At 62.7% G+C, this 26,153-nt stretch carries 24 protein-coding genes and 1 pseudogene; 19 read left to right on the forward strand and 6 right to left on the reverse strand.

From position 1 onward, the window contains the following. Positions 1-139: 139 nt before the first annotated feature. From RIN49_RS14665 to RIN49_RS14680, 4 genes are all read right to left on the reverse strand, one after another. Positions 140-823: a hypothetical protein gene (locus RIN49_RS14665; protein WP_309120912.1), complete on the reverse strand. Its 684-nt coding sequence runs from the start codon at positions 821-823 to the stop codon at positions 140-142. Then, positions 820-1,722: an ABC transporter ATP-binding protein gene (locus RIN49_RS14670; protein ID WP_309120913.1), complete on the reverse strand. Its 903-nt coding sequence runs from the start codon at positions 1,720-1,722 to the stop codon at positions 820-822. Before RIN49_RS14670 ends, RIN49_RS14665 begins: the two co-directional genes overlap by 4 nt. After that, positions 1,719-2,090 (reverse strand): GntR family transcriptional regulator, encoded by a 372-nt coding sequence (locus tag RIN49_RS14675; protein WP_309120914.1) that lies wholly within the window; start codon positions 2,088-2,090, stop codon positions 1,719-1,721. The genes RIN49_RS14670 and RIN49_RS14675 overlap by 4 nt, the downstream gene beginning before the upstream one ends. Before the next feature lie 138 nt (positions 2,091-2,228). Continuing rightward, the gene (locus tag RIN49_RS14680; RefSeq protein WP_309120915.1) at positions 2,229-2,444 is read right to left on the reverse strand and encodes a hypothetical protein; all 216 of its coding nucleotides are present in this window, start codon (positions 2,442-2,444) and stop codon (positions 2,229-2,231) included. A 151-nt stretch (positions 2,445-2,595) separates the two neighbouring features. Here RIN49_RS14680 and RIN49_RS14685 point away from each other — a divergent pair, with 151 nt between their 5' ends. From RIN49_RS14685 to RIN49_RS14695, 3 genes are all read left to right on the forward strand, one after another. Then, entirely contained in the window at positions 2,596-4,788 is a 2,193-nt protein-coding gene (locus RIN49_RS14685; protein ID WP_309120916.1) for a HelD family protein, read from the forward strand. A gap of 71 nt (positions 4,789-4,859) precedes the next feature. Beyond that, a complete protein-coding gene (locus tag RIN49_RS14690) occupies positions 4,860-5,876 on the forward strand; it encodes an ion channel (protein ID WP_309120917.1) in 1,017 nt (338 codons plus the stop codon). A 77-nt stretch (positions 5,877-5,953) separates the two neighbouring features. Further along, positions 5,954-6,193 carry a glutaredoxin family protein gene (locus tag RIN49_RS14695; protein WP_138197391.1) on the forward strand — a complete coding sequence of 80 codons (240 nt, stop codon included), beginning with the start codon at positions 5,954-5,956 and terminating at the stop codon, positions 6,191-6,193. A 74-nt stretch (positions 6,194-6,267) separates the two neighbouring features. Here the strand turns inward: RIN49_RS14695 and RIN49_RS14700 are convergent, their stop codons facing one another. Continuing rightward, positions 6,268-7,140, reverse strand: a complete 873-nt coding sequence (locus tag RIN49_RS14700) for a phytanoyl-CoA dioxygenase family protein (protein WP_309120918.1) — start codon at positions 7,138-7,140, stop codon at positions 6,268-6,270. A gap of 79 nt (positions 7,141-7,219) precedes the next feature. Here RIN49_RS14700 and RIN49_RS14705 point away from each other — a divergent pair, with 79 nt between their 5' ends. The 16 genes and pseudogenes from RIN49_RS14705 (at position 7,220) to RIN49_RS14780 (ending at position 25,215) form a co-directional block, all read left to right on the forward strand. Further along, positions 7,220-8,074, forward strand: a complete 855-nt coding sequence (locus tag RIN49_RS14705) for an AraC family transcriptional regulator (RefSeq protein WP_309120919.1) — start codon at positions 7,220-7,222, stop codon at positions 8,072-8,074. A 32-nt stretch (positions 8,075-8,106) separates the two neighbouring features. Beyond that, the gene (locus RIN49_RS14710; RefSeq protein WP_309120920.1) at positions 8,107-9,726 is read left to right on the forward strand and encodes a GTP-binding protein; all 1,620 of its coding nucleotides are present in this window, start codon (positions 8,107-8,109) and stop codon (positions 9,724-9,726) included. 293 nt (positions 9,727-10,019) lie between these two features. After that, complete coding sequence (gene abc-f, locus RIN49_RS14715) at positions 10,020-11,921, forward strand: ribosomal protection-like ABC-F family protein (protein WP_309120921.1); 1,902 nt, start codon at positions 10,020-10,022, stop codon at positions 11,919-11,921. A gap of 164 nt (positions 11,922-12,085) precedes the next feature. Next, positions 12,086-12,492, forward strand: a pseudogene (locus RIN49_RS14720) (carbohydrate ABC transporter permease); the annotation flags it as partial. A 255-nt stretch (positions 12,493-12,747) separates the two neighbouring features. Next, entirely contained in the window at positions 12,748-13,596 is an 849-nt protein-coding gene (locus RIN49_RS14725; protein WP_309120922.1) for an SPFH domain-containing protein, read from the forward strand. A 3-nt stretch (positions 13,597-13,599) separates the two neighbouring features. After that, on the forward strand, positions 13,600-13,818 hold the full coding sequence (locus tag RIN49_RS14730) for a type II toxin-antitoxin system antitoxin (protein ID WP_309120923.1): 219 nt from the start codon (positions 13,600-13,602) through the stop codon (positions 13,816-13,818). A 13-nt stretch (positions 13,819-13,831) separates the two neighbouring features. After that, positions 13,832-14,551 carry a response regulator transcription factor gene (locus RIN49_RS14735; RefSeq protein WP_309120924.1) on the forward strand — a complete coding sequence of 240 codons (720 nt, stop codon included), beginning with the start codon at positions 13,832-13,834 and terminating at the stop codon, positions 14,549-14,551. Continuing rightward, positions 14,548-15,618, forward strand: coding sequence for a sensor histidine kinase (locus RIN49_RS14740; RefSeq protein WP_309120925.1), 1,071 nt, complete (start codon positions 14,548-14,550; stop codon positions 15,616-15,618). Before RIN49_RS14735 ends, RIN49_RS14740 begins: the two co-directional genes overlap by 4 nt. A gap of 105 nt (positions 15,619-15,723) precedes the next feature. Then, positions 15,724-16,512 carry an ABC transporter ATP-binding protein gene (locus RIN49_RS14745; protein WP_309120926.1) on the forward strand — a complete coding sequence of 263 codons (789 nt, stop codon included), beginning with the start codon at positions 15,724-15,726 and terminating at the stop codon, positions 16,510-16,512. Further along, positions 16,484-18,391 carry an FtsX-like permease family protein gene (locus tag RIN49_RS14750; RefSeq protein ID WP_309120927.1) on the forward strand — a complete coding sequence of 636 codons (1,908 nt, stop codon included), beginning with the start codon at positions 16,484-16,486 and terminating at the stop codon, positions 18,389-18,391. The genes RIN49_RS14745 and RIN49_RS14750 overlap by 29 nt, the downstream gene beginning before the upstream one ends. Positions 18,392-18,971: 580 nt before the next feature. Continuing rightward, positions 18,972-19,664 carry a DUF559 domain-containing protein gene (locus tag RIN49_RS14755; RefSeq protein ID WP_309120928.1) on the forward strand — a complete coding sequence of 231 codons (693 nt, stop codon included), beginning with the start codon at positions 18,972-18,974 and terminating at the stop codon, positions 19,662-19,664. Positions 19,665-20,041: 377 nt separating this feature from the next. Then, a complete protein-coding gene (locus tag RIN49_RS14760; RefSeq protein ID WP_309120929.1) occupies positions 20,042-20,455 on the forward strand; it encodes a hypothetical protein in 414 nt (137 codons plus the stop codon). A 56-nt stretch (positions 20,456-20,511) separates the two neighbouring features. Then, a complete protein-coding gene (locus RIN49_RS14765; protein WP_309120931.1) occupies positions 20,512-22,455 on the forward strand; it encodes a stalk domain-containing protein in 1,944 nt (647 codons plus the stop codon). 87 nt (positions 22,456-22,542) lie between these two features. Beyond that, entirely contained in the window at positions 22,543-23,733 is a 1,191-nt protein-coding gene (locus RIN49_RS14770) for a MalY/PatB family protein (RefSeq protein ID WP_309120932.1), read from the forward strand. Between the two features lie 70 nt (positions 23,734-23,803). Next, complete coding sequence (locus tag RIN49_RS14775; protein WP_309120933.1) at positions 23,804-23,980, forward strand: hypothetical protein; 177 nt, start codon at positions 23,804-23,806, stop codon at positions 23,978-23,980. Positions 23,981-24,072: 92 nt separating this feature from the next. Beyond that, positions 24,073-25,215, forward strand: coding sequence for a PQQ-dependent sugar dehydrogenase (locus RIN49_RS14780; RefSeq protein ID WP_309120934.1), 1,143 nt, complete (start codon positions 24,073-24,075; stop codon positions 25,213-25,215). Here the strand turns inward: RIN49_RS14780 and RIN49_RS14785 are convergent. After that, positions 25,212-26,099 carry an AraC family transcriptional regulator gene (locus RIN49_RS14785; protein WP_309120935.1) on the reverse strand — a complete coding sequence of 296 codons (888 nt, stop codon included), beginning with the start codon at positions 26,097-26,099 and terminating at the stop codon, positions 25,212-25,214. The two genes, RIN49_RS14780 and RIN49_RS14785, sit on opposite strands and share 4 nt — an antisense overlap. Positions 26,100-26,153: the final 54 nt, after the last annotated feature.

Consider the following 26,153-nt stretch of genomic DNA (forward strand, 5'->3'; position numbering starts at 1 on the left):
TGACATGGTTGCAGCCTGAAAACTAGGGCTTTCGTACGGAAGTCGCACCATTTTCCCGAATATTAAAGTTAGGTAAAAAAGCCTACCCGAGACGTCGTCTCAGGCAGGCTTTCTTCGTTTGTCGCGGATTTCGTTCCGGTTACGGCGTCACCCTGCGCATCAGCAGGAAGGAAGCTCCCGCGACGACGGCCACGGCGGGAACGAGCCATAAGGAGAACGTAAGGACGCTGTCCAGCGAGAGGAGCCACCGGAATACGGACGGCCACGCTCCGAGCAGATGCATGAGGAAAATCGCGACGATCGACAAGGCGCCGAGCGCGTACAGGCTGATCGCCCCGAATCGTTTCTGAAGCAAAGAAAAGAAGAAGCCTAGCGTAAAGAAGAAGCAAAGGAACACGAGATGCGCGGCGAATTCGCCGACGAAGCTTACGCGTTCGAACCATGCGACGCGGAAGAACGAGATCGTCCGCACGTCGAAGGCGCCGGTGACGGCTTCTTCGATGACCGCCAGCAGCGTCGCGAAGGCGCCGAAGCATGCGGCGATCGAGAAGGCGGCGATCATCACGCCATAGAAATAATCTTTCCGCCGCACGTTCATGCCGAGCGCGTAAGGCAGCGACTCCCGGAGGCCGACGATACCCGAAACGAACATATACACGTACATGGGGGAGACGCCCGCGGAGTTGACTTCGCCTTCGCCGACGGCGGTCATGACCGTTGCCATCAGGAAGTAGATCGCGAATAAAATCGACCAAAAAATAATGACGGAAAGACGCGCGTCCTTCAGGTACATCTTAAATACGCCTGCGCTGGAACGGTTCATCGTCCGACAAGCTCCTTTCCTTCCGCCGAAGCGTGATTCGTAAGATGGATGAACAGCTGCTGCAGCGAGACGGGACCGATCTCGAGGCCGAGGCTTTCCGCTTGCCGCTTCAGCTCGGGCGACATCGCGCCTTGTATCGTCAGCGACGCCAAGCCGCCGATCGACTCCGCGTGAATGACGCTTCGTCCGTTCGCGAACGAATCGGCTTTCGCCTTCGGCCCGGTGACCGTATACGCCTTGCTCCGGAGCGATTCCGCATCCTCGTCGAGCAGCAGTCGGCCGCGGTCGACGAGCAGCACATGCTCCAGCATGCGGCTCACCTCGTCGATCAGATGCGTGGACAGCAGAATCGTCCGCGGGTGCTCCGCGTAGTCCTGAAGCAGCTTATCGTAGAACATGCCGCGCGCGACGGCGTCCAGCCCCAAGTACGGTTCGTCGAAAATGGTCACCGGCGCCCGACTCGCAAGCCCGATAATGATCCCGACCGACGACAGCATCCCTCGGGACAGCTTGTTCATGCGCCGGTTCGGCGGCAGCTCGAAGTCGCGGACGAGCTGCATCGCGAACTCCCGGTCCCAGTTCGGAAAGAAAGAAGCCGACACTTCCAGCACATCGCTCACGCGCAGCGTCTTCGGATACACTTGGCTTTCCTTGATGAAGCAGACGCGCCGCAGCGCGGCGTCGTTCTCGTACGGCGCTTCGCCGAATAGGCGGACCTCGCCGCTCGTGGCGAACAGCTGCGCCGTCAGGATGTGCATCAGCGTCGTCTTGCCCGCGCCGTTGCGCCCGAGCAACCCGTATATTTTGTCGGCTTCCAGCCGGAACGACACGCGGTCGAGCGCTCTCATCGTGCCGTACGCTTTCGTAATTTCTACCGCTTCCACCACGACTCCGGTCATTCCTCGTCGCCCTCCCGTCGAATCATGCGAATGAGTTCCTCGCGTCCGATTTGCAGCTTGCTCGCTTCCGTCAGCATCGTGACCACGAACTGCTCGTAAAATTGTTCTTTTCGTTTTTCGATTAATGTTTCTCTCGCGCCGGCAGCCACGAACATGCCGATCCCTCGCTTCTTGTATAGAATGCCTTGCTCGACTAGCAGGTTGACGCCTTTGGCCGCGGTGGCCGGGTTGATTTGATAGAACGCCGCGAACTGGTTCGTCGACGGCACCTGCGTTTCTTCCGGCAGCGACTCGTTGATAATGTCGTCTTCGATGCGCTCGGCGATTTGTTGGAATATGGGTTTCCCCTCGTCGATCAAGTTAGCCATTCGTTCACCACCTAACCGGTTAATTACTCATGTAACTAACCATATAACCAATGGATACAGATGTCAAGAGGCGAATCGTTCGGATAACGAAAAAAGCCGACCCGCGTCTCCTAATGAGAACGCGATTCGGCTTTCGGTTTACCTTGAGGGCATTTCGTAAAATTCGCTCTCGTCGCGGCGATGGTACGAGACGTCGCCGACTCCGGCTTGGAGCACGACGATAGAATCGTCGAAGCGGGTGACGACGCCGCCGGAATCGACGATCGCGTCGTCCCGGAACACCCGGATCCGCGTCTCCCTTTCCATCGCTTCCTGCAGGTCTTGATCCGTGATTAAACGTCGGTTGCGCGCCATGGGGCCTCCTCGATCTTCGGTCGGTCGATCTTTCTTTCGATATTGTAACATAAACTTTTTCAACCGGAATCTGGAAAAAATAGCGAGCTTATATTAATATATAATGCTCAGTAACGGATCGTATTCGGAACGAAGGAGCGAAACGAGCGGCATGACGTACGAGGAGCAGTTGTCGACGGAGCGGGAGTTTCTGGATCGGGTACGGCGTCACATCGAACGGCAGATCGAAAGCGGGTCGGCCGGCATAAAGCTGACCGACGACTTCACGGAGCTGGCGCTCAACGCGATCCGGCAGAAGGAATTGGACCAGCTGTTTAAGTCCAGAACGCGGCCGTTCTTCGCGAAGGTCGACTTCCAAGAGCGCGAGCAGCCGGACCGGGAGCGGGCGTACATCGGGCGGTTCGGCTTGTTCGACCGCGCCACGATGGAGCCGATCGTGCTCGATTGGCGTTCGCCGATGGCGAATTTATACTACGAGCATTCGTTCCGCGAGGTGCCGGTGGACGTGAAGCTCGGCAAGCGGCTGCTGTTCGACGTGAGCAACAAGCGGCAGTTCGAGATGGAGAAGGACGAGCTGACCCGATTCTACGACATGTCCGCCGAAACGGGGACGAACCGGCTTCTCATCGAGCGGCTGGAGCAGCGCGGCGAGCAGAAGCTGAAGGATATCGTCGAGACGATCCAGGCCGAGCAGAACGCCGTGCTGCGCGCCGAAGCGGGACAAGCGCTTATCGTGCAGGGCGCCGCGGGCAGCGGGAAGACGACGATCGCGCTTCACCGTCTCGCGTTCCTCGCCTACGCGTACCGGGATCGCGGCGCGTTCGACAACTTCCTCATCATCGCGCCGAACCGCCTCTTCATCGATTATATTTCCGACGTTCTGCCGGATCTCGGCATCGAAGGCGTCGTACAGACGACGTGGGAGGAAGCGCTTCGCGGCTTTATCCCGCTGCCGAAGGGCTACAAATTCGAAGACGCGGCCGGGAAGACGGCGCTGTTCCTCGAGGCGGAGCGGGGCGCGGACGCCGCACGGCTCGCGACGGTGAAGCTCGCCTCCCGGCTGCGCGGGTCGATGGCGACGAAGGCGCTGCTCGACCGGTACGTCGAACGGCGCATCGAATCGACCGTTCCCGACGCGGACCTCTCGCTCAGCAAGACGCATAAGATGACGGCCGAGGAGGTGCGGCGGAAGTTTCACGTCGACTTCCGGCATTATCCGTACATGCAGCGGCGCAAGCGGCTGATTCAGGCGCTGACGCAGTGGAAGGACGATTGCGCGAGAGAAGCCGCCCGCGTCCTCGAGTCGCGCGTGAAGTCCGGGCAATACGCGGCGACCGAGAAGCGCGTCGCGGAGGTGCGGGCGCAATACGATCGCAAGCTGGCGGAGTACGTCGAGACGGTGAAGAGCGTCGAACTCGTCTCGTTCTACCGCAACATCGTGACGAAGCCGGCCAACGTCGCGAGGTGGATGAGGGAAGCCGGCCTCGCGGGCGAGGGCGTAGACGCGGAGCGGGTCGCCGCGTATTTCGCGGAACGGAAGGAGAAGCATAAGCAAGAGCTGGAGTGGGACGACCTCGCGCCGCTCTTTTATTTGGCGTACCGGTTTTACGGCTTGGGCAAGACGCGCGCATACAGCCATATTATCGTCGACGAAGCGCAGGACTTCTCCCCGTTCCAGCTTCATGCGTTGAGCGCATTGTCGGCCGCCGGCTCCATGTCGATTCTGGGCGATCTCGCCCAGTCGATCTACCCGTACCGCGGATTGACCGATTGGAACGTCTTGAAGGAAGGCGTATTCCCCGGGAAAGTGTCGATCGAGCGGCTGAAGAAGAGCTACCGGTCGACCGTCGAAATTATGACGGTCGCGAACGCCGTGCTGTCCCATTGGGACAACCCCCACGTCACGCAGGCGGAGCCGGTGCTCCGCCACGGCGAAGCGCCGTTCGCGGCGCGCTTGCCGAACGAGGAGGAAGGGCTGCGGACCATCGCCGATCGGCTGGCCGCGCTGCGGGCGCAGGGCATGCATAACCTGGCCGTCATCGACAAGACGACGGCTCGGTGCCGAGCCGTGCATAAGCGGCTGACCGCCCTCGGCGTCGAAGGCGTTCACTTGATCGAAGGGAAGGCGGGCAAGTACGAGGGCGGCGTCAGCGTCGTGCCGGTATACTTAAGCAAAGGCATGGAATTCGACGCGGTGCTGCTCGTCAATCCGTCGGAAGCGGCGTACGACCCGGCCGTTCCCGAGGACGTCAAGCTGCTCTACGTCGCGTGCACGAGGGCGCTTCACCGGCTGGAGGCGTACCACTGGGACGAGTTGACTCCCATGCTGCAAGGCGCGCTGTAGCGCGTCATAAACGGCTGGTATGCCGACGCTCGGACCGATATACTGGAATTATCAGTCGGGGAGGTGCCCCTTTGTTTTACCTTATTCGGATTTCGCAGAAAATACTGAAGCTGAACAACGGCTTCCTCGTCCTCTTCACAGCGGTATTCGCGCTCGGGAGCGCGACTGTCATGTACTTGCTCGAACCGGATACGTTCGGCATGTGGTTCAATGCGTTCTGGTACGTCATGACGACGGTGACGACGGTCGGTTACGGCGATTACTTCCCGAAGACCGTCCCCGGCAAGCTGTACGCCATGCTGCTGTATTTATTCGGCATCGGCTTGCTCAGTCTCGTGATCGGGAAAATCATCGACGCGTTCGGCACGCTCAAGAAGCGAAAGGAGGCGGGCAAGTTGAAATATCACGGAAGCGGTCACGTCATCTTGATCGGCTGGAGCCGAAGGGCGCAATCCGCGATGGAGGAATTGCTGCACGCGGATCCGTCGCTGGACGTCGTCGTCATCGACGACTTGGAGCGGTCTCCGGTGGATCGAGACCGCGTCTATTTCGTCGGCGGCGATCCGTCGGCGGAATCGACGCTCGAGACGGCGGGGCTGACGCGCGCGCGTTCCGCGATCGTCTTCTCCGATCGCAGCATCGACGACGCGGCGCTCGCCGACGGCAAGTCGCTGCTCGTCGCCTCGAGCCTGGAGCGGCTGGCGCCGCACATTCACACGACGGTCGAGATCGTCTTGGAGCAGCACATTCAGAATTTCCGCCATGTGCAGGTGAACGAATTCATCTTGTCCCACGAGGCGGTGTCGCGGTTGGCCGCGCGGTCGGCGCTGCATGCGGGCAGCGTCTCCATCTTCACCCAGCTGCTCAGCAGCAAGGTCGGGGAGGACGTCTTCGAGATTCGACCGCGCCCGGAATGGAAGACGTACGGCGACGCGTTCCAAGGTCTGTTATCTCTAGGCGCCACGCTCATCGCGGATCGGAGCGACATGACGATCAACCGTCGGCTTCAAGATCCGATGCCGCGGGAAGCGCGGTTGTTCATCATCTGCGACGGGCCGACGTACGAACGGATCCGGGCCGCCACTTGATCGGCGGAACGCGATTGTTTATACTTATTCTTATGTTTAATTAACTATAGATAGAGGATATCGGAGGAGAGAGAACCATGGCTCAAGCGATCGTATACACAAGCACGAACTGCGTTTACTGCAAGCAATTGAAGTCGTATTTGACGGAACAGAACGTCTCGTTCGAAGAGCGCAACGTAGACGAGAACGAAGCGTATTTCGAGGAGCTGCAGAAGATCGGCATGATGTCGCTGCCGGTGACGGTCATCGGCGAATACAACATTCTCGGCATGAACACGACGCGCATCCAGAAGGCGCTCGCGTCCGTTACCGCTTAATCGCAACTACAGCATAAGGGCCGCCAGAGGTCGTCGTCGTACGACCTCTGGACGGCCCTTTCGTTTGGCGACGCTCAACATTCGGCGCCGGTCATCTCGTTCGTAAACATCCGCTTGTACTCCTGCGGACTCAGCTTCCGCGCCGACTCCGGCGCATAATGGATTTGCAGCGCGCGCCGACGCTTGCTCGAGAAGTTCGGCGGCGTCCCGTGATGCAGCAGTCCCGAGAAGAAGAGCGCGCCGCCGGGCGCGAGCGGCACGGCGACGTCGCGGTCGACGCGGACGCTGGCGTCGCATAGCTGCCAGTCGCGGACGGCGTAGTGCGGCGCGCCGCCTTCCCGGTGCGAATACGGAATGATGTGCATGCAGCCGTTGTCCAGCTCCGCGGGATCGAGCGCGATCCATACGCCGACGACCGACTTGTCGTAGGCGAGCGGACCGTAAGCCATATCTTGGTGCCAAGGCTTCTCCGCACCGCCGGAAGGCGGCTTCAACAGCGCCTGATCCTGTACGGGCTTGGGCGCTTCGCCGAACAGCCGCTCCAACGCGGCGAGCAGCTTGGCGTGGAGCACGATGCTGCGCAATCTCGGCTCATGCTCCGCATAGTCGTAGATTTTTCGGGCGGCTCGAATGATGTCGTCCATCGTATGCAGCTCGCCGCGAGGCTTCACGAATTGAATCTTGGAGCCCTGCGAGGCGCCGGATAAAATATCGTCGATCGCCCCGGACGCGTCGCGCACCTCGTCCTCCGACAGCACGTTCTCGACGACGAGGTACCCTTGCTCCCAAAACCGGCGCACGACGTCGTCTCCCCACGCCTCAAGAGCGGGCAGACGATCCCCGGCGATCGAATCGAACCGGTATAACGCGTCCGCGACGCGCCTCGCCGATCGAAGGTCTTCTTCGCTTTCGTAAGCGAACAAACTTCCTGGTTCCTTCTTGCTCATGCTTGACACCCTCCCGACGTTTCGTTCAATGTAAGCGTATCACGAGGTGAAGTCGGCGAAGAATGGATCGAGGAGGGGATTGTTTATCCTTACCCGTATATCTTGCGAGGAACCGTTCCCGCTGCGCGGCGTGCGGGCGGTCGCGGCGGCGCCGAATTGGGGCAAGGCGCGGTGCGAGATCGGCTGGGACTGGAGCCCGGCGCCGCTCCCGGACTACGATCTGTGGTACGTCGTCACCGGCCGGGGAGAGCTTCGGCTCGGCGAGCGCGCGTACCCGCTGCGCAAGGGAGCCTGTGTCCTTCTCCATCCGCAGGATCGTCCGCAGGCGGTGCAGGATCCGGACGACCGGTTGACCGTCGTGTTTATCCATTTTCGACTGGAACCGGCACTTCCGCACGGCGAAGAGGCGCTCCCGGAGCGGGCGGTGTACCTTAAAGAAACTTACGAGTTCGAATGGCTGCTGCATCGCATGTTGGATTGTTTGTACCAGCCGCGGCTTTGGGGGGAGGACGAGTTCGACGGACTGATGAAGCTGGCGCTGCTCTCGCTGCTGCGCGCTTCCCGGGACCGGACGGAGGCTTCGCCCTCGAGGAAGGAAGAGAGCGCCGTCCGGCGGGTCGTTCAATACATCCGGGAGCACGCAGGTCAACGCCTGACGCGCGAGGAGCTTGCGCGACAGGCGGCGCTCTCTCCCGAATACTTGAGCCGCGTGTTCAAAGCTTCGGTCGGCGTGTCGTTGAAGGAATATATTACGCAAGCGCGCTTGGAGCGCGCCGTCGTCCTGCTGGCGGAGACATCGATGAACGTCTCCCAGGTTTCCGATTCGGTCGGATACTCCTCTGTCTTCCAATTCAGCAAGCAGTTCAAGCGCAGGTACGGCGTGCCGCCGTCCTCGTTCATGCGGGGAGCGTTCCAGGCGCGGCCGCATCCGTAGAAAATCTTATCAACATATCGAGGTGCTTAGAGATGGAAAGAACGATTCCGGTGTACGTCATCGCCGGTTTTTTGGGCAGCGGGAAGACGACGCTGCTGCGTCGCGCGATCGACGCCTATCAGCGCAAAGGGCTTCGTCCCGTCGTCTTGATGAACGAGCTGGGCGACGTCAATCTCGACGGGGTCGCGGTCGAAGCCGGAGGCGGCGTGCCGATGGCGGAGCTGCTGAGCGGCTGTATTTGCTGCTCGATTCGCGGCGACGTCGGCGTGCAGCTGCACGAGCTTGCGACGACGTACGACCCCGACGCCGTCTTCATCGAATCGACGGGCGTCGCGAATCCGCTGGAAATCATGGATGCGGTGACGGAGACGTCGCTGTATTTGCCGATCGCGCTCGCGGGCATCGTCACGGTGGTCGACGGCGCGCTGCTGCTCGGCGAGCCCGAGCCGCCGTCGGCGAAGACGAAGCGGCTGCTCCGGGAGCAGGTATCGTGCGCGTCGCTCGTCGTCTTGAACAAGCTCGATCGGCTGACGCCGGAAGGCGCGGACCGCGCGGAGGCGTCGCTGCGGGAGTGGAACCCGTATGCGAGCATCGTCCGCTCGGAGCGCGGGGACATCGATCCCGGGGTCTGGTTCCGGACGAACGGGCTGCCGGCGAAGCCGAGCGCCGCCGATCCGGAGTCGAGGCGCGGAGAAGGCTGTCCGGACGACGACGGCCATGCCGCGCATGAGCATAAGCATCATGCCTCCCACGAGCACGTGTCCGTATATACTCGATTTCTCGCCGGGCCGATCGACAGCCGCGCGTTCGAGGCGTTCGTCAAGTCGCTGCCGGCGAGCGTCTACCGGGGCAAGGGCATCGTCACGTTCACGGATACGGCCAGCCGGTTTTTGTTCCAATACGCGTACCGCGAGCTGGAGTTCATCCGGATCGCGCCGCAGGGCGAGGTGAACGACGTCGTCGTCTTCCTCGGGGAGCAATTCCCGAAGGACGAGCTGGAGGCGGGACTGTCGGCGCTGGAGCGCGGCGCGTTCCTTCGGGAGAGGCTGAAGCGGTCGTACGATCGACACGCCGAGGAACGGGATACGGGCAAGCTGCAGGACTGGAAGACGATCGAACGCGACCGCTTCGTCCGCGCCCTCCGGGAGGCGGGTGCGGAGACGCTGCTGGAGGTCGGCGCGGGTCCGGGACGCGACAGCCTCTTCTTCAAGGACGCCGGGTTCCGCGTGACGTCGGTCGACCTGTCTCCGGAGATGGTGCGGCTGTGCCGGGAGAAAGCGTTAGACGCCCATGAGATGGATATGTCCGATCTTCGCTTCCCGGATGCGTCGTTCGACGCCGTCTATGCGCTCAATTGCCTGCTTCACATCCCGAAGGCCGAGCTGGAAGACACGCTGCGCGGCATCCGCCGGGTGCTGAAGCCCGGAGGATTGTTTTATATGGGCGTCTACGGCGGCGTCGACTCCGAAGGCGTCTGGGAGCAAGACGAATACGAGCCGAAGCGGTTCTTCGCCATGTACGAGGACGACGCGATGCGGGAAGCGGTCGAGCGCGTCTTCGACGTGTCGTACTTCGGCGTCGCGAAGTTGAGCGATACGGGGCGCCAGCCGCATTTTCAATCGATGATCTTGCGGAAAACGGCGGACGTATGATAAGCTGATCCATAAGTTTGTAATTCGGAACCTAAAGGAGGTGTCAACATGTTGTCGATCGCCGCTCGTAGCAAAGGTGCCCAAACGTGGGTCCGCCAAGCTACCATCGTATTCCGTTCCGCTGCCAACGGGAGAGGTATGTCCAAATCCGGCGATGACAACGCGTTGACCCTCTAGACGTCGGGATCGGTTTCCGACGTTCGGCTTGAAGCCGCGGGCGAAGTTGTCTTCTTCGCCTGCGGCTTTTTTGTATGCCTTGAATTCCAAAATTTGACAAACTACGGGTGATCGATATGGTATTATGCGCAGCGGAGAAAGTGACGAAAAATTGGGGCGGCGCGCCGGTGTTATCGGAGCTGTCTTTGGAAATACGCGAAGGGGAACGAATCGGGCTCGTCGGGCCGAACGGTTGCGGCAAGACGACGCTGCTGACGCTGCTCGCCGGCGCGGACGTCCCGGACGCGGGAGCGATCCATCGCCGGCGGGGGAGCCGGGTGTCGCTGCTCGCGCAAATTCCGGACTTCGGGCCGACCCGGACGGCCGGAGACGTGCTGGCGGAAGCGTTCGAGTCGCTGCTCGCGATGAAGCGGCGGCTGACGGAGCTCGAACGGGATATGGCGGATCCAGCTCTCATGGAGAAGGCGATGAAAGCGTACGGACCGCTGCTCGAGACGTTCGGCGCCCAAGGCGGGTACGAGATGGAAGCCGCGCTCTCGCGCGTGGCGGAGGGTCTCGGCATTACGCGGCTGCTCGACCGGCCGTTCGGGCGGCTGAGCGGCGGGGAGCGGACGAAGGTCGGCCTCGGGCGCATCCTGTTGCTGAAGCCGGATCTGCTCCTGCTCGACGAGCCGACGAACCATCTCGACCTGTCCTCCGTCGAGTGGTTGGAGTCGTATTTGCAGGACTACGAGGGCAGCGTGCTGATCGTGTCTCACGATCGGTACTTCCTCGACCGCGTCGCGACGAAGATCGTCGATTTGGAAGGCGGCGTCGCGGAGACGTATCACGGCAACTATTCCTACTTCGTCGAAGAGAAGGAGCGCCGGCTGCTCGCCGAGTTTACGGCGTATCAAGAACAGCAGAAGCGGATCAAGAAGATGGAAGAGGCGATCAAGCGGCTGCGGGTGTGGGCGGCGCAGGCGGACAATCCGAAGATGTTCAAGCGCGCGGCGGCGATGCAGAAGGCGCTCGATCGCATCGATCGGATCGACAAGCCGGTGCTGGAGCGCGTCAAGATGGGGCTGTCGCTCGACTTGTCGGAGCGGAGCGGCAAAGACGTCGTCGTCATGGAGAAGGTCGGCGTCCGCTTCGGCGAACGGCGCTTGTTCTCGGACGTCGACCTGCTCGTCCGCTTCCGCGAGACGGCCGCGATCGTCGGCGAGAACGGCTGCGGGAAGTCGACGCTGCTCCGCATGATCGCCGAGGGGCAACCGCCGACGGACGGCGTCGTTCGCGTCGGCAGCGGCGTGAAGATCGGTTACTTGGCGCAGCACGACCTGTTCCCGAACGACGAGCTCACCATCCTCGACGCGTTCCGCGACGCCGCCCCGGTCGAAGAAGGCAAGGCGAGGCATCTGCTCGCGAAGTTTTTGTTCTACGGCGCGTCCGTGTTCCGCAAGGTGAAGAACCTGTCCGGCGGCGAGAAGATGCGCCTCCGTCTCGCGCAGCTCATGCATCAGGACTTGAATCTGCTGGTGCTCGACGAGCCGACGAACCATCTCGACATCGACGCCCGCGAGGCGCTCGAGGAGACGCTCGCTTCGTTCGGGGGCACGGTCATCTGCGTGTCGCACGACCGGTACTTCCTGAACAAGCTGTTCCCCGTGACCTATTGGATGGAACAGGGCCGCCTGATCCGCTACGAAGGCGGCTACGACGAAGCGAAGCGCAAGCGGGCGGAGCTGGCCGCAAGGGCCGGGGCTTCCGCCCCCGTCCCCCCGCCCGCGCCGGCCGCGCCGAAGAAGTCGGCTTCCGGCGGCGCGGCGAAGCCGGCGAAACCGTCGTCCGCATCGTTCGGGCGGCTCGAGGCGGACATCGAGGCGGCGGAGCGCAAGCTCGCGCTGCTCGACGAAGCGATGGAGCGCGAGCTCGACGCGGAACGGTTAGAGCGGCTCTATGCGGAACGCTCCGTCCTCGCGGCCGAACGGGAGCTGCTCTACGAGAAGTTGGAGCGGCTAAGCGTGGAACAATCTTAAAATCGGTCGAGCAGCTTCATCCGCCGGAAGCGGACGAAGCTGCTTTTTTTTCGCGTAAAAAGTGAATTTCTCCCCCTTCGTTCAGTCGAATTCTCCATAACTCGGTTCGGTCGGGAAGCCTTATGATGTAAAACATAAGACACCGGAGGCAGGAGGAACAGAAAATGAACGAGGCGAAACGCCAAATCAACGCTTGGATTTTTGTATTGCCGAGTTTGTGTTGACGTTAATTTTCGGCGTATATCCGATTACCTGGGCGCTGAAATACATGTTCTACGATTATCAGGGCTTCGGAACGCCGATCTTCATCGGGCTGGACAACTTCGAACGGATTCTGAGGGACGATCAATTTTGGAGTTCGGTCGTAAATACGTTCGTTTACGCCGGCGGCAAGCTGATCGTGACGCCGCCCGTTTCGTTGATCTTGGCCGTCATTTTAAACCAGGCGATCAAGGGCAGGCAGCTGCTGCGGGCGGTGTACTTCTTGCCGACCATCATCAGCGCATCCGTCATGTCGGTGGTGTTTTACGTCATCTTCAACTCGTACAACGGGGTCGTCAACCAGCTGCTGGGGTTCGTTCGGATCAATGCGCATCAGATGGGCGTCGGAGGGGACGACAGCTGGGGAGCTCCCGCATCCGGAGTATTTGCTGCCGTCGAACCGCGTGTATCGCCTCGCGTTCGCATTCGCGGGTCTTTCCTAATCTTCTTCCCATAGCGAAGCCGAGTTGTTTTATTCCTCTTTTCGGGGGCATGTCGGGATTTACACATTTTTGAAAAGGTGATATCATATAAGTATCAAAATGATGTAAAGGGGATATGATCCATGAAAGAATTCGGCGCATGGAAGATCAATGGGTTTCTGGCGGTGCTGCTAGGCTTGGTCGTCGCCGCCGTCGGCGCGTTCGCGCTGACGTTGTCGTCGTTCTTGCCGGTCGTCGGCGTCCTGCTGCTCTTGATCGCATTCCTGACGTTCTGCTCGATCACGATCGTACAGCCGAATCAAGCGACGGTGTTGACGTTCTTCGGGGAATATAAGGGTACGGTTCGCGAGGACGGCTTCTGGATGGTGCTTCCGTTCGCGGCGCGTCAGAAGCTGTCGCTGCGGGTCCGGAACTTCAACAGCGCGAAGCTGAAGGTGAACGACATCGAAGGGAACCCGATCGAGATCGCGGCGGTCATCGTCTTCAAGGTCGTCGAGACGGCGAAGGCGAGCTTCGAGGTCGACAAGTACGAGCAATTCGTCGAGATCCAGAGCGAGACGGCGCTTCGGCACGTCGCCAGCAAGTATCCGTACGACAACTTCGCGGAAGACGGCATGTCGCTTCGCGGCAACGCCGACGAGGTGTCCGCGGAGCTGGCGCGCGAGCTGCAGAGCCGCCTCTCGGTCGCCGGCGTCGACGTGCTCGAGGCGCGGCTGACGCATCTGGCGTACTCGACGGAGATCGCCGGCGCCATGCTGCAGCGGCAGCAAGCGTCCGCCATCATCGCGGCGCGGCAGAAGATCGTGGAAGGCGCGGTCGGCATGGTGAAGGACGCGCTCGAGCAGCTGGAGCGAGACAGCGGGGTCGCGCTGGATCCCGAACGCAAGGCGGCGATGGCGAACAATTTGATGGTCGCGATCGTCTCGGACCGTTCCGCCCAACCGGTCATCAATACGAGCAGCTTGTACTGATTTATGGCGGGGAAGAAGCAATATCCGTTGCGCGTGGACGCGGCGATCTACGACGCGTTGGAGAAGTGGGCGGCCGACGAGTTCCGCAGCGTCAACGCGCATATCGAATTCGTGCTCAGGGACGCGCTCCGGCGGGCGGGCCGGCTGCCCGGCCCGCGGGCGCCGGGCGCGGGGACGAACGAGTCGGCGGGTGCGAACGAATCGACGGGGAAGAACGAATAAAGAGGGTACGCGCATGTATCGGATATGGATCATCGAGGACGATGCGAAGATCGCGGCGCTCGTCGCGGCGCATCTGTCGAAGTACGGATACGAAGCGCAGAGAATCGAGGCATACGACGAGGTGAAGCGGCGGATCGCGGGAAGCGAGAAGCCGCCTCATCTCGTCGTGCTCGATATCAATCTGCCGAAATACGACGGGTTTTATTTATGTCGGCAAATCCGGAGCGTCAGCAACGTTCCGATCTTGTTCTTGTCCGCGCGCGCCGGGGAGATGGATCAAGTCATGGCGATCGAGCACGGCGGCGACGACTATGTGACGAAGCCGTTCCATCTCGAGGTGCTGCTCGCGAAAATCCGGGGGCTGCTGCGCCGGACGTACGGCGAATACGCCGCGACGGCGCCCGAGGCGCCGTCGCGCGAGGACGTCGCCGAGTTCCAGGGGTTGTTCTTGGACCGATCGAAGCTGACGGTCGAATACGAGGGGCGCAAGACGGAGCTGACGCCGAAGGAGTTGCAGCTGCTCGGCTCGCTGATGGCGCGCCCCGGGGAGCCGGTCGCGAGGGAGACGCTGCTCGAGCGGCTCTGGGACGACGTTCATTTCGTCGACGACAACACGCTGACGGTCAACGTGACGCGGGTGCGCAAGAAGCTGGAATCGCTCGGCACGCCGCACGCCATCGAGACGGTGCGCGGCGTCGGGTATCGGCTCGCGGCGCGGGGGGAGACGCCATGAGGCTGAAGCACTTCCTGGCGGATCGTCTCGGGTATATCGTTCTCTTCTTCCTGAATACGCTTCTTGTCGCGCTGGTCGTGCAACTCGATCTCGCCCGTCAAGGAGCGTCTTTGCTTCTAGGGAATGTGGCGTATCTTGCCGTCTTGTCGGCTTGCGGATTGGCGGCGTTCTTGGCGTACGACTATGCGCGAAACCGAACCTACTATCGCGAGCTCGAGGCCGCTTCTCGGGGGGACGACGGCGGGCTGGAACGCGCGCTGCTGGTGCGTTCGCGCGGCACGACGGAGCAGCGGCTTGTGCGCGATGCGTTGGAACGCGCGTACCGGTCGTACGCCGATGCGCTGTCGCTTTCGAAGCGCGCCCAAGAGCGGCAGCTTCACCAGCTGCAGCAATGGGCGCACCAGATGAAGACGCCGATCGCCGTTCTCGACCTGATCGCGCAGTCCGAAGGGGAGCTCGGCGGCGAACGGCCGGAGGCGATGGCCAGCGTCCGGGAGGAGGCCGAGCGGCTGAACGGCTACGTGTCGATGATGCTCGAGGCGGCCAGGCTCGAACGGTTCGAGACGGACGTCCGCGTGCGACGGGTCGACGCCGCGAGCATCGCCCGGGGAGCGATCAACGAATTCCGCAGCGCTTGGATTCGATACGGCGTCTTCCCGAGGCTGGCGGCGGAGGAGGCGCCGTATTGGGTCGAGACCGACGAGAAGTGGGCGACTTTCGTATGCAAGCAGCTGCTCGGCAACGCGCTGAAATATTCCGCCGCGGCGGGCGCGACGCGCGTCGAAGTCCGGCTTGCGCGGACACCGGAAGGGGTGCGCCTCGAGGTCGCGGACGAAGGAATCGGCATTCCGCCGGAGGATGCGCCCCGCGTATTCGAGCCGTTCTTTACGGGCGCGAACGGGCGGCTCGTCGCCGAATCGACCGGCATGGGGCTGTACGTGGCGAAGGAGGCGTGCGACAGGCTCGGACATCGGCTGTCGATTTCCTCGCGCCCCGGGGCCGGGACGACGGCGACGGTCCTGTTCGCCGACACGGGGGCGCTGTTTCGGGAGCCGCTCGGCAGGTGACAATATTGTAAGGAAACCCGAGCGGATTGAAAGGTTGGCGCATGGCGGCCTGACGGGAACCCTCCTATACTTGAAACATACATTACTTCTTTAGGAGGGACCTCGATGGTTGTACTGCAAGCGGAACGGTTATCGAAAACTTACGGCCGCGGAGCGGTGACGTATCAAGCGCTGGAGGATTTCGATCTGACGGTGGAGGAAGGGGAATTCGTCGGCGTCATGGGGCCGTCGGGAAGCGGCAAGACGACGCTGCTGAACCTGCTCGCCACGATCGACAAGCCGACGGCGGGAACGATTCGCGTGGGCGGGGTCGATCCGTCGCGCATGTCGGCGAGCGAGCTTGCGTTGTTTCGGCGGAGAAAGCTCGGGTTCATTTTCCAAGACTTCAATCTGCTCGACACGCTCTCGATGAAGGAAAACATCATTCTGCCGCTGGCGCTCGACAAGACGAAGCCGAAGGAGATCGAACGGCGGGTCGTCGAGCTGGCGGAGACGCTGGGCATCGCGCATACGTTGGACAAGCGGACGTACGAGGTGTCCGGGGGGCAGCTGCAGCGGGCCGCGATCGCGCGGGCGTTCATCCACGAGCCGGACATCGTGCTGGCGGACGAATTGACCGGGAACCTCGACTCCAAGGCGGCGGGCGACGTGATGGAGGCGCTGCGCGACATGAACGAGCGGCGCCGGGCGACGGTGCTCATGGTGACGCACGATCCGTTCGCCGCGAGCTTCTGCAAGCGCATCTTGTTCATTAAGGACGGGCGGCGGTTCGCGGAGCTGCGCGGCGGGGGCGTCGGGGTCGCCGGGCGGCAAGCCTTCTTCCAGGAAATTCTCGATATGCTGAGCGTGTTGGGAGGTCGTGCGCATGACGTTTCGCGCTCTCGCCATCCGTAACGTTCGAGGCGGGTGGCGGCGGTACGCAGCGTTCCTGCTCAGCAGCACGGCCGCCGTCATGATCGCGTATTTATTCGCCTCGTTCGTCGCGCACCCGGACGTCCGCTCCGGGCACATCATCGGCGGCGCCGCCGTCGCGCAAGGGCTGCTCGCTTGCGTGTACTTGATCGCCGTCTTCTCGTTCTTCTTCGTGTTGTACTCGAGCTCGTCGTTCTACAAAACTCGGCAGAAGGAGTTCGGTCTGCTGCAGCTGCTCGGCATGACGCCGTGGCAAATTCGAAGACTTGCGTTCGCGGAGCAGATGATCGTCGCGGCTTGCGCGATCGTCTGCGGGCTCGGGCTCGGGATTTTGTTTTCCAAGCTGTTCTACATGGGCATCGGAGAGCTGCTCCGGACCGAAGCGCCGGTTCGCTTCTTGATCGTCGGGTCCGCGGCGGCGTGGACGGCGGTCGGGTTCGCCGCGTTGTTCGCCGCGGTCGCCGCGGCTTCGCTGTTCGGCATCGGTCGGAAGCCCGTCATCGAGCTGCTGCGCGCCTCGCGCAAGCCGAAGCGGCCGCCCCTCGCCTCGGCGTGGCTGACGGCGCTCGCGGTCGTCGCGCTCGGCGGCGGCTATATCCTCGCGTACACGACCAACCTGCGGTCGGTCATCTTGCTGATGACGCCGATCACCGGCCTCGTCGTGCTCGGGACGTATTTCTTGTTCACCCAAGGCTGCATCGCCGCCTTAGGCCGGTTGATGCGAAGCCGGGGTTACTATTGGAAGGGCGTGCGGCTGCTGGCGCTGTCCCAGCTGTCGTACCGGTTGAAGGACACGGCGCGGATGATGTTTTCCGTGGCGGTGCTGTTCGCGGTCGTCTTCACGGCGATCGGGGCGGTGTACGTCTTCCATCAGGACATTCAAGACAAATTGCTGGTCAATACGCCGTTCGCGCTCAGCATCGAGGAGCAGGGGCTCGATACGCGCAAGGTCGTGGATCCGGAGGCGCTGAAGGCGTTGTTCGCGAAGCACGGCATCGAGCCGGAAATCGAGACGCGCACGCCGCTCGTGGACGTTACGGCGACCGGGGAGCCGGAGGCGGCCTTGATCGGGGAATCGTCCTGGAACGCGCTTGCGGCGGAGTTGAAGCTGCCGACGGCGGACGTCGAGCCGGGGCGTACGATGTTCGCGTACCCGTTCGAGCGGAAGTCCGGCGAAGAGACGAGCGGGCAAAGCGTCGCTTTCGCCGTCGCGGGCCGGACGTTGACGTTCGTCTCGGACGGGACGATCTATGCAGCCGCCACGAACCACGGCAAGCGGCTGTGGATCTTAGACGACGCGGACTTCGAAGATGCGCTGCGCCTTGTGCCCGACGCGGAGCGGACGGTGCTGTACGCTTACGATTGGAGCGGCTGGGAGTCGGACGCCGCCTTCGTGCGGGAGGCGCTGGAGCTCGTTGCGCCGGAGATACCGCGATCCCTCGTAAGGGAGCGGATCACCGGGTACCAAGATATCCGGCAATTCACTTCGCTTACGTTTTTCATCGGCTTGTTCGTCGGGATCTTGTTCTTCTTCGCGGCGGGGAGCTTGCTCTACTTCAAGCAATTCACCGAGCTGGAAGAGGATCGGCAGACGTACCGTCAGCTGCTGCGGATCGGCGTGTCGCCGAAGGAGCTGCGCAGCGTCATCCGCGTGCAGATCGGTTCGGTGTTCGGCATTCCGTTCGTCGTCGGCGCGGTACATGCGTTATTCGCGTACAAGATGCTCGGGAACGTCATGCAGACGAACGTATGGGCGAGCGCGTTGTCCGTCGTGGCGGCGTTCGCGGCGCTGCAGCTGCTGTACTACGTCGTCACGGAACGGGCGTACATGCGGCAGCTCGGCATCGCCGAGGCGGGCTGACGGCGCCCGGCCGAGGGCGCTGACCCGTTTCGGGTCAGGGCGCGGCCCGCGGCGTGCCGTGGTGACCCGGAACGGGCCGCGCGGCCTGCTGGTCGATGGCCTTGGCCCGTTTCGGGTCAGGGTGCGGCGCGCGATGTGCCGTGGTGACCCGGAACGGGCTGCGCGGCCGCCCGGCCGAGGGCGTTGACCCGTTTCGGGTCAGGGTGCGGCGCGCGATGTGCCGTGGTGACCCGAAACGGGCAGCGCGGCCGCGCGGACGAGTGCCGTAGCCCGATTCGGGTCAGGAGACGGCGCGCGATGTGCCGTGGTGACCCGAACCGGGCATGGCGGCTGCGCGGACGAGTGCCGTAGCCCGATTCGGGTCAGGAGACGGCGCGCGATGTGCCGTGGTGACCCGAACCGGGCATGGCGGCTGCGCGGCGAGCCGTGGTGACCCGAACCGGGCCACACGAACCGTCCACACCTCCGCCGGTCATGTTCTCCTTGCCCCGGGCGGGGCGGACGAGTATAATAACGACAGGTGAAGCACACTTCGAATGATCATTCGAGGTGTGCTTTGTTTCGTTAGGGGGGATGGTTTATGCATCCGGAGCTGCGGCGGTTCATCGATGCGTTCGAGCAGGAAGCGCGGGGGGAGGGCCGTCTCCGACATACGCTCGGATACGCCGAAACCCGGTTCCTGGAACGCGTTTGGGGGCCGTTCATGAACTTCAATTTCGACGGTCTGAAGCCGGAGTACCCGTTCCTCGATTTCGAAGGGGGGCAGCGCTTCGTCGATTTCTTTTACTCCAAGGGACCGGTGAAGCTCATCATCGAAATCGACGGCTACACGACGCATGCGAAAGAAATCTCGAAGTCCAAGTTTCGAGATCATGTCCGCAGGCAAAACCGGCTGATGTATTCCGGGTGGTTCCTCCTTCGTTTTACCGCCGACGAGGTGGAGACCGAAGAAGGGTACTGCCAGGCGGAGCTGCTGAAGGCGATCGGGTATTGCTGGACGACGTCGGCCGGCGCAGGCGCCTTGCCGTTGAGCGCCGGCGATCTGTGGGCGTACCGGAAGAAAGCTATAGAGTTATACGCGGTTCAGCAGGGCGATCGCAGCATCCACCCGACGAATTTCGCGTACGAGCACGGAATCGGTCGCACGACGGCGCAGCGATGGTTCGAGCGGGCGGCCGAAGAAGGGTTGCTGACTTCTTTGCGTCGCGGCAACAAAGTGTATGGCTACATGCTAGCGGACATGAGAAAACTTTCGACGGGGCGCAACGAGTAATGGCTGCTGCCCCCCCTTCGCCGCGGCAACAAAGTGTATGGCTACATGCTAGCGGACATGCGAAAACTTTCGGCGGGGCGCAATGAGTAAAGTCTGCTGCCCCCCTTCGCCGCGGCACCAAGATGTTCGGCTGCATGCTAGCGGACATGCGAAAACGTTCGACGGGCTGCAACGAGTAAAAGCCGCTGACCCTTTGCGACGAGGCACCAAAGTATGCGGCTTTACGCTTGCGGATACGCGCGAACTTACGACGGGGCGCAGCATGTAGTTAAAGGCGCCGCGGCGCCAAAGTATATGGCTACGCGCTTGCGGACGCGCGAAACCTTTCGACGGGGCGCAGCGTTTAATAGGTACAACGTTCCGGGAGGGTATTCCCTATGAAGAGAAGCTTCGGCAAAATGTTGCTGTTCGAATTGTTGGCTGCGGTCGTATCGGCGTTGACGGCATCGGTCGCGTTCGCGTTGCTTGCGATGCAGAATACGAGCTTCCCGCAAGCTTATTTCTTTTACCTTGTAATTACGGCGCCGGCGTTCCTCGCGCTCGGGGCGCCGATCGCCGCCGTCATCCGAACGGCCGGAAGATCGTACGCCGTCAACCTGCTCGTCTTCGCGCTCGCCGGCGCGGCGGCGATGTACGCCTATCTCGCCACCGTGCTGAACGGGCTTCAGGTGCATACGTCCAGCGACCTTGGCACGTTCCTCGCGATCGGCGCGGGCGCATCGCTGTACATGTACCACATCTCGCTTGCGTTGGAGCATTGGCGCGCCCGAAAATCCGCAGCCGGGACGTAAGGCCCGTGCTATAATACCTTCTGGAGACGAGAACGAGGTCCAACAGGGGGAGCGTCATGAATTTCTGGAAAACGATCGCGACGGCGCTCGTCGCGGCGCTGCTCGCGTCCGGCGCGGCGGGGCCGACGGCGAGCGCCGTCAATATTTGGGGACTGAACAAGCAAGCGGTCGAGGCGGAAGCGAAGGGCGACTACGCGGCGGCGATCGCGAAGCTGAACGGCATGATTCCGACGCTGGCCGCGGACAAGGATTACACGAACGCGGCGAACATTTACCGGCGAATCGGCCAAAATTACGCTAGCCAAGGCTTATACGATCTCGCGGCGGCGGCGTGGGACAACGAGTCGGCGAATTGGAGCGCGGCGGGCAAGGCGGCGGAGACGGCCGCTTCCAAGCGGCGGGCGGACTACGTGCGCAGCGCCGTGAGGCTGTTCGCGGCCGTCGAACCGCAGGCGCTCGCCGATACATACGATCGCGGCGCCTTGTTCGAGCCGAGGGTAGGCGCGTACCTCGGCGCGTACGCGGAATCGGATCCGAAGGCGCACGATACGAAGCAGTGGAAATACTTCTACACGGACAAGTTCCCGGAGCTGACCGGGCGCAAGCACGCCGCCTACATGTTATATACAACCTGGGGGCGGTCGTTCGATGAGCTGTCCGCCCACGTCGAGGAGGCGAAGGCGCACGGCACCGCGCTGCAGATCGCGCTGCAGCCGATGAACGGTCTCGCGGAGGTGACGGACGGCGCATACATCCGCGAATACGCGCGGGCGGCGGGCGCATCCGGCGTGCCGATCTTCCTTCGCTTCGCCAACGAGATGAACGGCGATTGGGTGCCGTGGTCCGGCGATCCGGCGGCGTATATCGAGAAGTTCCGGCTCGTCGCCGACGTCTTCCACGAGGAAGCGCCGGACAACGTCGTCATGGCGTGGTCGCCGAACGATATTCCGGTCGACACGATTACGCAATACTACCCGGGGGACGCGTACGTCGATTGGATCGGCGTCAGCTTGTACAGCATCTATAACCCGGCGCTCGATCCGCTCAAGGCGGGCGTAGACCGTTCGAACCACTTGCAGAAGTTCGAACACATCTATGACTTGTACGCGAAGAAGAAGCCGCTGTTTATTTCGGAAGGCGCGATTTCGTATGTCTACCCGGAAGAAGACCGGTTGGTGGAGGCATGGGCCGCGTACCGGACGAAGGAGTTTTACGCGACGCTGCCGATGCTGTATCCCGGCGTGAAGGCCGTCTTCTGGTTCGACGCGACGAAGACGGAGGCGGCGCGCGAGAAGCACTTCATGCTGTCTGCGAACGAACCGCTGCTGGACGCGTATAAGCAAGCGATCAAACATCCGTTTTACCTCGATACGATCGGGCAAGAGAGCAAGAAGGCGTATATCGACGCCGCCGAAGCGGGACTGCCGCCGCGCGTCGTCGAACTGAGCGCCTATGTCCAGACGGTCGAGCCGATGCTCGGCAAGGTCGAATATGCGCTTCACGGCAGGACGATCGGCACGGCGACCGCGGCCCCGTGGACGATCACGCACGACTTCGCGCCGTACCGCGGGCAGACGGCGACGATCGAGGTGAAGGCGTTCAGCGCCGAAGGGAAGCTCGTAACGACGCAGCAGGTGAAGGCGACGGTCGGCGACGCGCTCGTGACGCTGAAAGGCAAGCGCCTCGACTTCGATGCGCAGCCGAAGATCGTGGACGGCCGCATGTTCGTGCCGATCAAGCAAATCGCGGACGCGCTGCAGGCGAACGCCGTCTGGAACGCCGCCGAGCAATCGATTACGCTGACGGACGAGGCGAAGAAGCTGTCCGTGTCGCTCGCGCTCGGCAGCAAGTCGGCGCGGAAGAACGGCGAGGCGGTCGCGCTGGAAGCGGCGCCGTTCTCGGCGAACGGAAGGACGTACATTCCGCTCAGCTTCGTCGCGGAAGCGTTCGGCCTCGCGAAGTCGTGGGACGATACGACGGGGACGGCCGTTTTCCAATAAAATAGAGCGAATCCCTCGAGTCTTCGACAGGCTCGGGGGATTTTTGTTACAATCGAAGAAATGCCAAGGAAAGGGTGGACGCCCGCGATGAAATACGATTTCGACCGATTGCATGACCGAAGAGGCACCGCCTCTTATAAATGGGACCAACTGACGACGCTGTTCGGCGGCGAGGACGTGCTGCCGCTGTGGGTGGCGGACATGGACTTCGTCACCGCGCAGCCGATCGTCGACGCGATGACGCAGCGCGCGCAGGCCGGCATCTACGGCTACACGATCCGGACCGACGAGTGGATCGAGGCGATCCAAGGCTGGTACCGCCGCAGGCACCGCTGGGACATCGCGAAAGAAGCGATCGTGGCGAGCCCGAGCGTCGTGACGAGCTTGTCGCTGGCGGTCGACCTGTTCTCCGAGCCGGGGGCCGGCGTCATCCTGCAATCGCCCGTGTATTATCCGTTCTACGACGTCATCCGCTCGAACGGGCGCCAGGTGCTAAAGAACGAGCTCCGGATTTCCGAAGCGACGGGCCTGTACGAGATGGACTTCGAAGGCTTGGAAGCGCATATGCGATCCGGCGCCAAGCTGCTGCTTCTGTGCAATCCGCACAATCCGGGCGGCCGCGTCTGGACGCGCGAGGAGCTGGCGAAGCTGGCGGCGCTCGCCGAGCAATACGACGTCACCGTCGTATCCGACGAAATCCACGGCGATCTCGTCTTCGCGCCGAACGCCTATACGCCGTATGCGACGGTCAGCGAATCGGCGGCCGCCACGTCTCTCTCGCTGCTCGCCCCGACGAAGACGTTCAATCTTCCGGGCATCGGGTCGTCGATCATCGCCTTGAACGATCCGGCGAAGCGCGCGAAGCTGAACAATCACATCAAGAAGCTGTCGATTCATATGCAAAACCACTTCTCTCACTTCGCTACGATCGCGGCGTACAACGAGGGCGACGAGTGGCTCGATCAGCTGCTGCCGTACATTAAGGGCAACGTCGATTACGCGATCGCCACGCTGCGGGAGCGAACGCCGATGCTGAAGGTCATGCCGCCGGAGGGCACCTACTTGCTGTGGGTCGACGCGCGCGAGCTCGGACTGAACGCGAAGGGCATGTCGCAATTCATGAACGCGGAGGCGAAGGTCGCCTTCAACGAAGGCTCGTCTTACGGCGACGAGGGCGTGGGGTACGTGCGCATCAACTGCGCATGCCCGCGGTCGATTCTCGAAGAGGCGCTGCGCCGCTTTATCGGCGCGGTAGAGCGCAAGGTCGCGGTGAAATAAGAATTAGGTATACTTGGGAGACGCTCCGCGCATCTTAGAGGTATCCTCATGAGAGCGGTGTAATCAACCAATGGACCGAATCAACGGGATTGTCGATTGGGTGAAGGGCAATTATTTGCTGGTCGGGACGGCGGCGGTGCTCTTTTTCGCGGCGAAGTCGTTCGTCGGGTACTTAACGTATAAAAAGATGATCAAGGAGCTTCACGAGATCAAGCGGCTGATCAAGGAAAAGAGCGATGCAAGGTGACTCCCGGCCGTTCGGGGGTCGCCTTTTTTGCATATTGACTCGTCCTCCGGAATGGGAGAGGATGGAAGTAAAGCCCTAAGGGGGAGGATTTGATGTTCGTTTGGAAAATGCTCGCGCTGCTCGCGGCGGCCGGCCTCGCGGGCGGCTGCTTCGCGCGGGAGGAGCCGGGAGCGGCCCCGCCGCCGGCGGCGACGGCGCCGGCGGACGAAGCCGCGGAGCGGGAGCCGCCCGAGGCGGAGGGCGAGGCGCCTTACGCCGTGCTCGCCGAGAAGCTGCGGACGCCGTGGGCGATCGCGTTCGACGGCGAGACGATGCTCGTCAGCGAGCGGGAAGGAAGCGTCGTGCGGATCGGACCGGACGGCAGCATCGTACGCAAGCCGGTCGTCGTGAAGCCGGGCGTCGCCGCGAGCGGCGAATCGGGCTTCCTCGGCTTCGCGCTCGCGCCGGATTTCGCCGAGACGAAGACGGCGTTCGCGTATCACACGTACGAGGCGAACGGACGGATGTGGAACCGCATCGTCGCGCTGGAGGAGCAGGAGGAGGCGTGGGTCGAGAAGGGGGAGCTGCTCTCGGGCATCCCCGGCTCGCGCATCCATGACGGCGGGCGCCTCGCGATCGGACCGGACGGGCATCTGTACGCGACGACCGGCGACGCGGGCGAAGAAGCGTACGCGCAAGACCTGAACAACCTTGCGGGGAAAATCCTGCGTTTGACGACGGACGGCGGCGTGCCCGCGGACAACCCGTTCCCGGGGTCCTACGTATACTCGTACGGACACCGCAACGTACAAGGCGTCGCATGGACCGCCGAAGGCGTCATGTACGCCTCGGAGCACGGTCCGTCCGGCGACCCCGGCGGCCACGACGAAATCAACGCCGTCGAGGCGGGCGGCAACTACGGCTGGCCGGACGTCTACGGCGACGCCAAGAAGAACGGCATGATCCCGCCGTTGTACCATTCCGGCGAGCCGCCGGCGATCGCGCCGTCGGGCATCGCCGTCGCAGAGGACGGCGCGCTGCTCGTCGCGACGCTGCGCGGCGAAGCGCTGCTGCGCTTCGACCCGGCGCGGCCGACGCCCGCGGGCGAATCGCTCGACGGGGTCGCCCGGGGCTACGGCCGGCTGCGCGACGTCGCCGTGCGGGACGGCTACGCCTACGTCCTGACGAACAACACCGACGGCCGCGGGACGCCCGGCGCGACGGACGACCGGCTGCTCCGCTTCGAGCTGCCTTAATACTGCTTGACCGACCGACGGTACTCGGTCGGAGATTGCCCGTACGCGCGGCGGAACTGCTTCGAGAAGTAGAGCGCGTCCGCGAAGCCGACGGACGACGCCACCTGCTCGACCGTCAGAAGGGGCCGCTCGCGCAAGAGCCGTCGGGCGCGATCGAGCCGGAGCCGGACGAGGAACGCGACGGGCGTCGCTCCGGTGCGCTCGCGGAAGACGCGCGACAAGTACGCGCGGTTGTACCCGAGGCTCTCCGCCATCAGCTCGATCGTGATCGGCTCGGCGTATTGCGTCGTCATGTAGTGGATCGCCTGCCGCGTCAGCGCCGCGGCGGGCCCGTCGTCGTCGGCGCCCTTCGCGGCGGCGTCCGCCGCCTCGCCCGCGCGTCGCGCGTCCGCGTATTCCGCGAGCAGCAGCTGCAGGCAGCCGTTCGCGCGCAGGTGGGCGCCGGCCTCCTTGTCCCGGAACGTTTTCATCACCCGTTCGAACCACTTCGCCGCGCGCGCGCCTTCGCGCGTTCGCGCCGTCGGCGTCTCCGGCGACACGCCGCCGGCTGCGACGAGCCGCTCCGCCTCTTCGCCCTTGAACGCGATCCAGCGGTATTGCCATGGCTCCTCCTCGTCGGCGGCATAGCTGACGAGCGCCTCCGGGTAGATGACGAAGCTGTCCCCGGCACCCAGCGCATACTCCCGGCCTTCGGCCGTATACACCCCTCTCCCGCTTTCCACGTAATGAATCAGGAAATGATCGAACACCTTCGGCCCGAGCCGGTGACCCGGTTTCGTCTGGCTTCGGCCGGTGAACAGCACCTGGAGCGAACGGTTCGCCGCGTCGGGGTCCGGATGGGACACGACGGCGTACGTGGGCTTAGGCTTCTGCGTTTGCGTCATGGCGGACGGCCTCCTTTTCCAACGATCATATCACATTATTCCATACGTCGATAA

Origin of the sequence: Paenibacillus sp. (assembly GCF_031177825.1) — a bacterium.
Lineage (GTDB): Bacteria > Bacillota > Bacilli > Paenibacillales > YIM-B00363 > Paenibacillus_AE.

Bases quoted from the DNA above. Each gene is read 5' to 3' on its own strand.
- RIN49_RS14665 (WP_309120912.1), bottom strand. From the start codon at position 823: ATGAACCGTTCCAGCGCAGGCGTATTTAAGATGTACCTGAAGGACGCG.
- RIN49_RS14670 (WP_309120913.1), bottom strand. From the start codon at position 1,722: ATGACCGGAGTCGTGGTGGAAGCGGTAGAAATTACGAAAGCGTACGGC.
- RIN49_RS14675 (WP_309120914.1), bottom strand. From the start codon at position 2,090: ATGGCTAACTTGATCGACGAGGGGAAACCCATATTCCAACAAATCGCC.
- RIN49_RS14680 (WP_309120915.1), bottom strand. From the start codon at position 2,444: ATGGCGCGCAACCGACGTTTAATCACGGATCAAGACCTGCAGGAAGCG.
- RIN49_RS14685 (WP_309120916.1), top strand. From the start codon at position 2,596: ATGACGTACGAGGAGCAGTTGTCGACGGAGCGGGAGTTTCTGGATCGG.
- RIN49_RS14695 (WP_138197391.1), top strand. From the start codon at position 5,954: ATGGCTCAAGCGATCGTATACACAAGCACGAACTGCGTTTACTGCAAG.
- RIN49_RS14700 (WP_309120918.1), bottom strand. From the start codon at position 7,140: ATGAGCAAGAAGGAACCAGGAAGTTTGTTCGCTTACGAAAGCGAAGAA.
- RIN49_RS14710 (WP_309120920.1), top strand. From the start codon at position 8,107: ATGGAAAGAACGATTCCGGTGTACGTCATCGCCGGTTTTTTGGGCAGC.
- abc-f (WP_309120921.1), top strand. From the start codon at position 10,020: ATGGTATTATGCGCAGCGGAGAAAGTGACGAAAAATTGGGGCGGCGCG.
- RIN49_RS14725 (WP_309120922.1), top strand. From the start codon at position 12,748: ATGAAAGAATTCGGCGCATGGAAGATCAATGGGTTTCTGGCGGTGCTG.
- RIN49_RS14730 (WP_309120923.1), top strand. From the start codon at position 13,600: ATGGCGGGGAAGAAGCAATATCCGTTGCGCGTGGACGCGGCGATCTAC.
- RIN49_RS14735 (WP_309120924.1), top strand. From the start codon at position 13,832: ATGTATCGGATATGGATCATCGAGGACGATGCGAAGATCGCGGCGCTC.
- RIN49_RS14740 (WP_309120925.1), top strand. From the start codon at position 14,548: ATGAGGCTGAAGCACTTCCTGGCGGATCGTCTCGGGTATATCGTTCTC.
- RIN49_RS14745 (WP_309120926.1), top strand. From the start codon at position 15,724: ATGGTTGTACTGCAAGCGGAACGGTTATCGAAAACTTACGGCCGCGGA.
- RIN49_RS14750 (WP_309120927.1), top strand. From the start codon at position 16,484: ATGACGTTTCGCGCTCTCGCCATCCGTAACGTTCGAGGCGGGTGGCGG.
- RIN49_RS14755 (WP_309120928.1), top strand. From the start codon at position 18,972: ATGCATCCGGAGCTGCGGCGGTTCATCGATGCGTTCGAGCAGGAAGCG.
- RIN49_RS14760 (WP_309120929.1), top strand. From the start codon at position 20,042: ATGAAGAGAAGCTTCGGCAAAATGTTGCTGTTCGAATTGTTGGCTGCG.
- RIN49_RS14765 (WP_309120931.1), top strand. From the start codon at position 20,512: ATGAATTTCTGGAAAACGATCGCGACGGCGCTCGTCGCGGCGCTGCTC.
- RIN49_RS14770 (WP_309120932.1), top strand. From the start codon at position 22,543: ATGAAATACGATTTCGACCGATTGCATGACCGAAGAGGCACCGCCTCT.
- RIN49_RS14775 (WP_309120933.1), top strand. From the start codon at position 23,804: ATGGACCGAATCAACGGGATTGTCGATTGGGTGAAGGGCAATTATTTG.
- RIN49_RS14780 (WP_309120934.1), top strand. From the start codon at position 24,073: ATGTTCGTTTGGAAAATGCTCGCGCTGCTCGCGGCGGCCGGCCTCGCG.
- RIN49_RS14785 (WP_309120935.1), bottom strand. From the start codon at position 26,099: ATGACGCAAACGCAGAAGCCTAAGCCCACGTACGCCGTCGTGTCCCAT.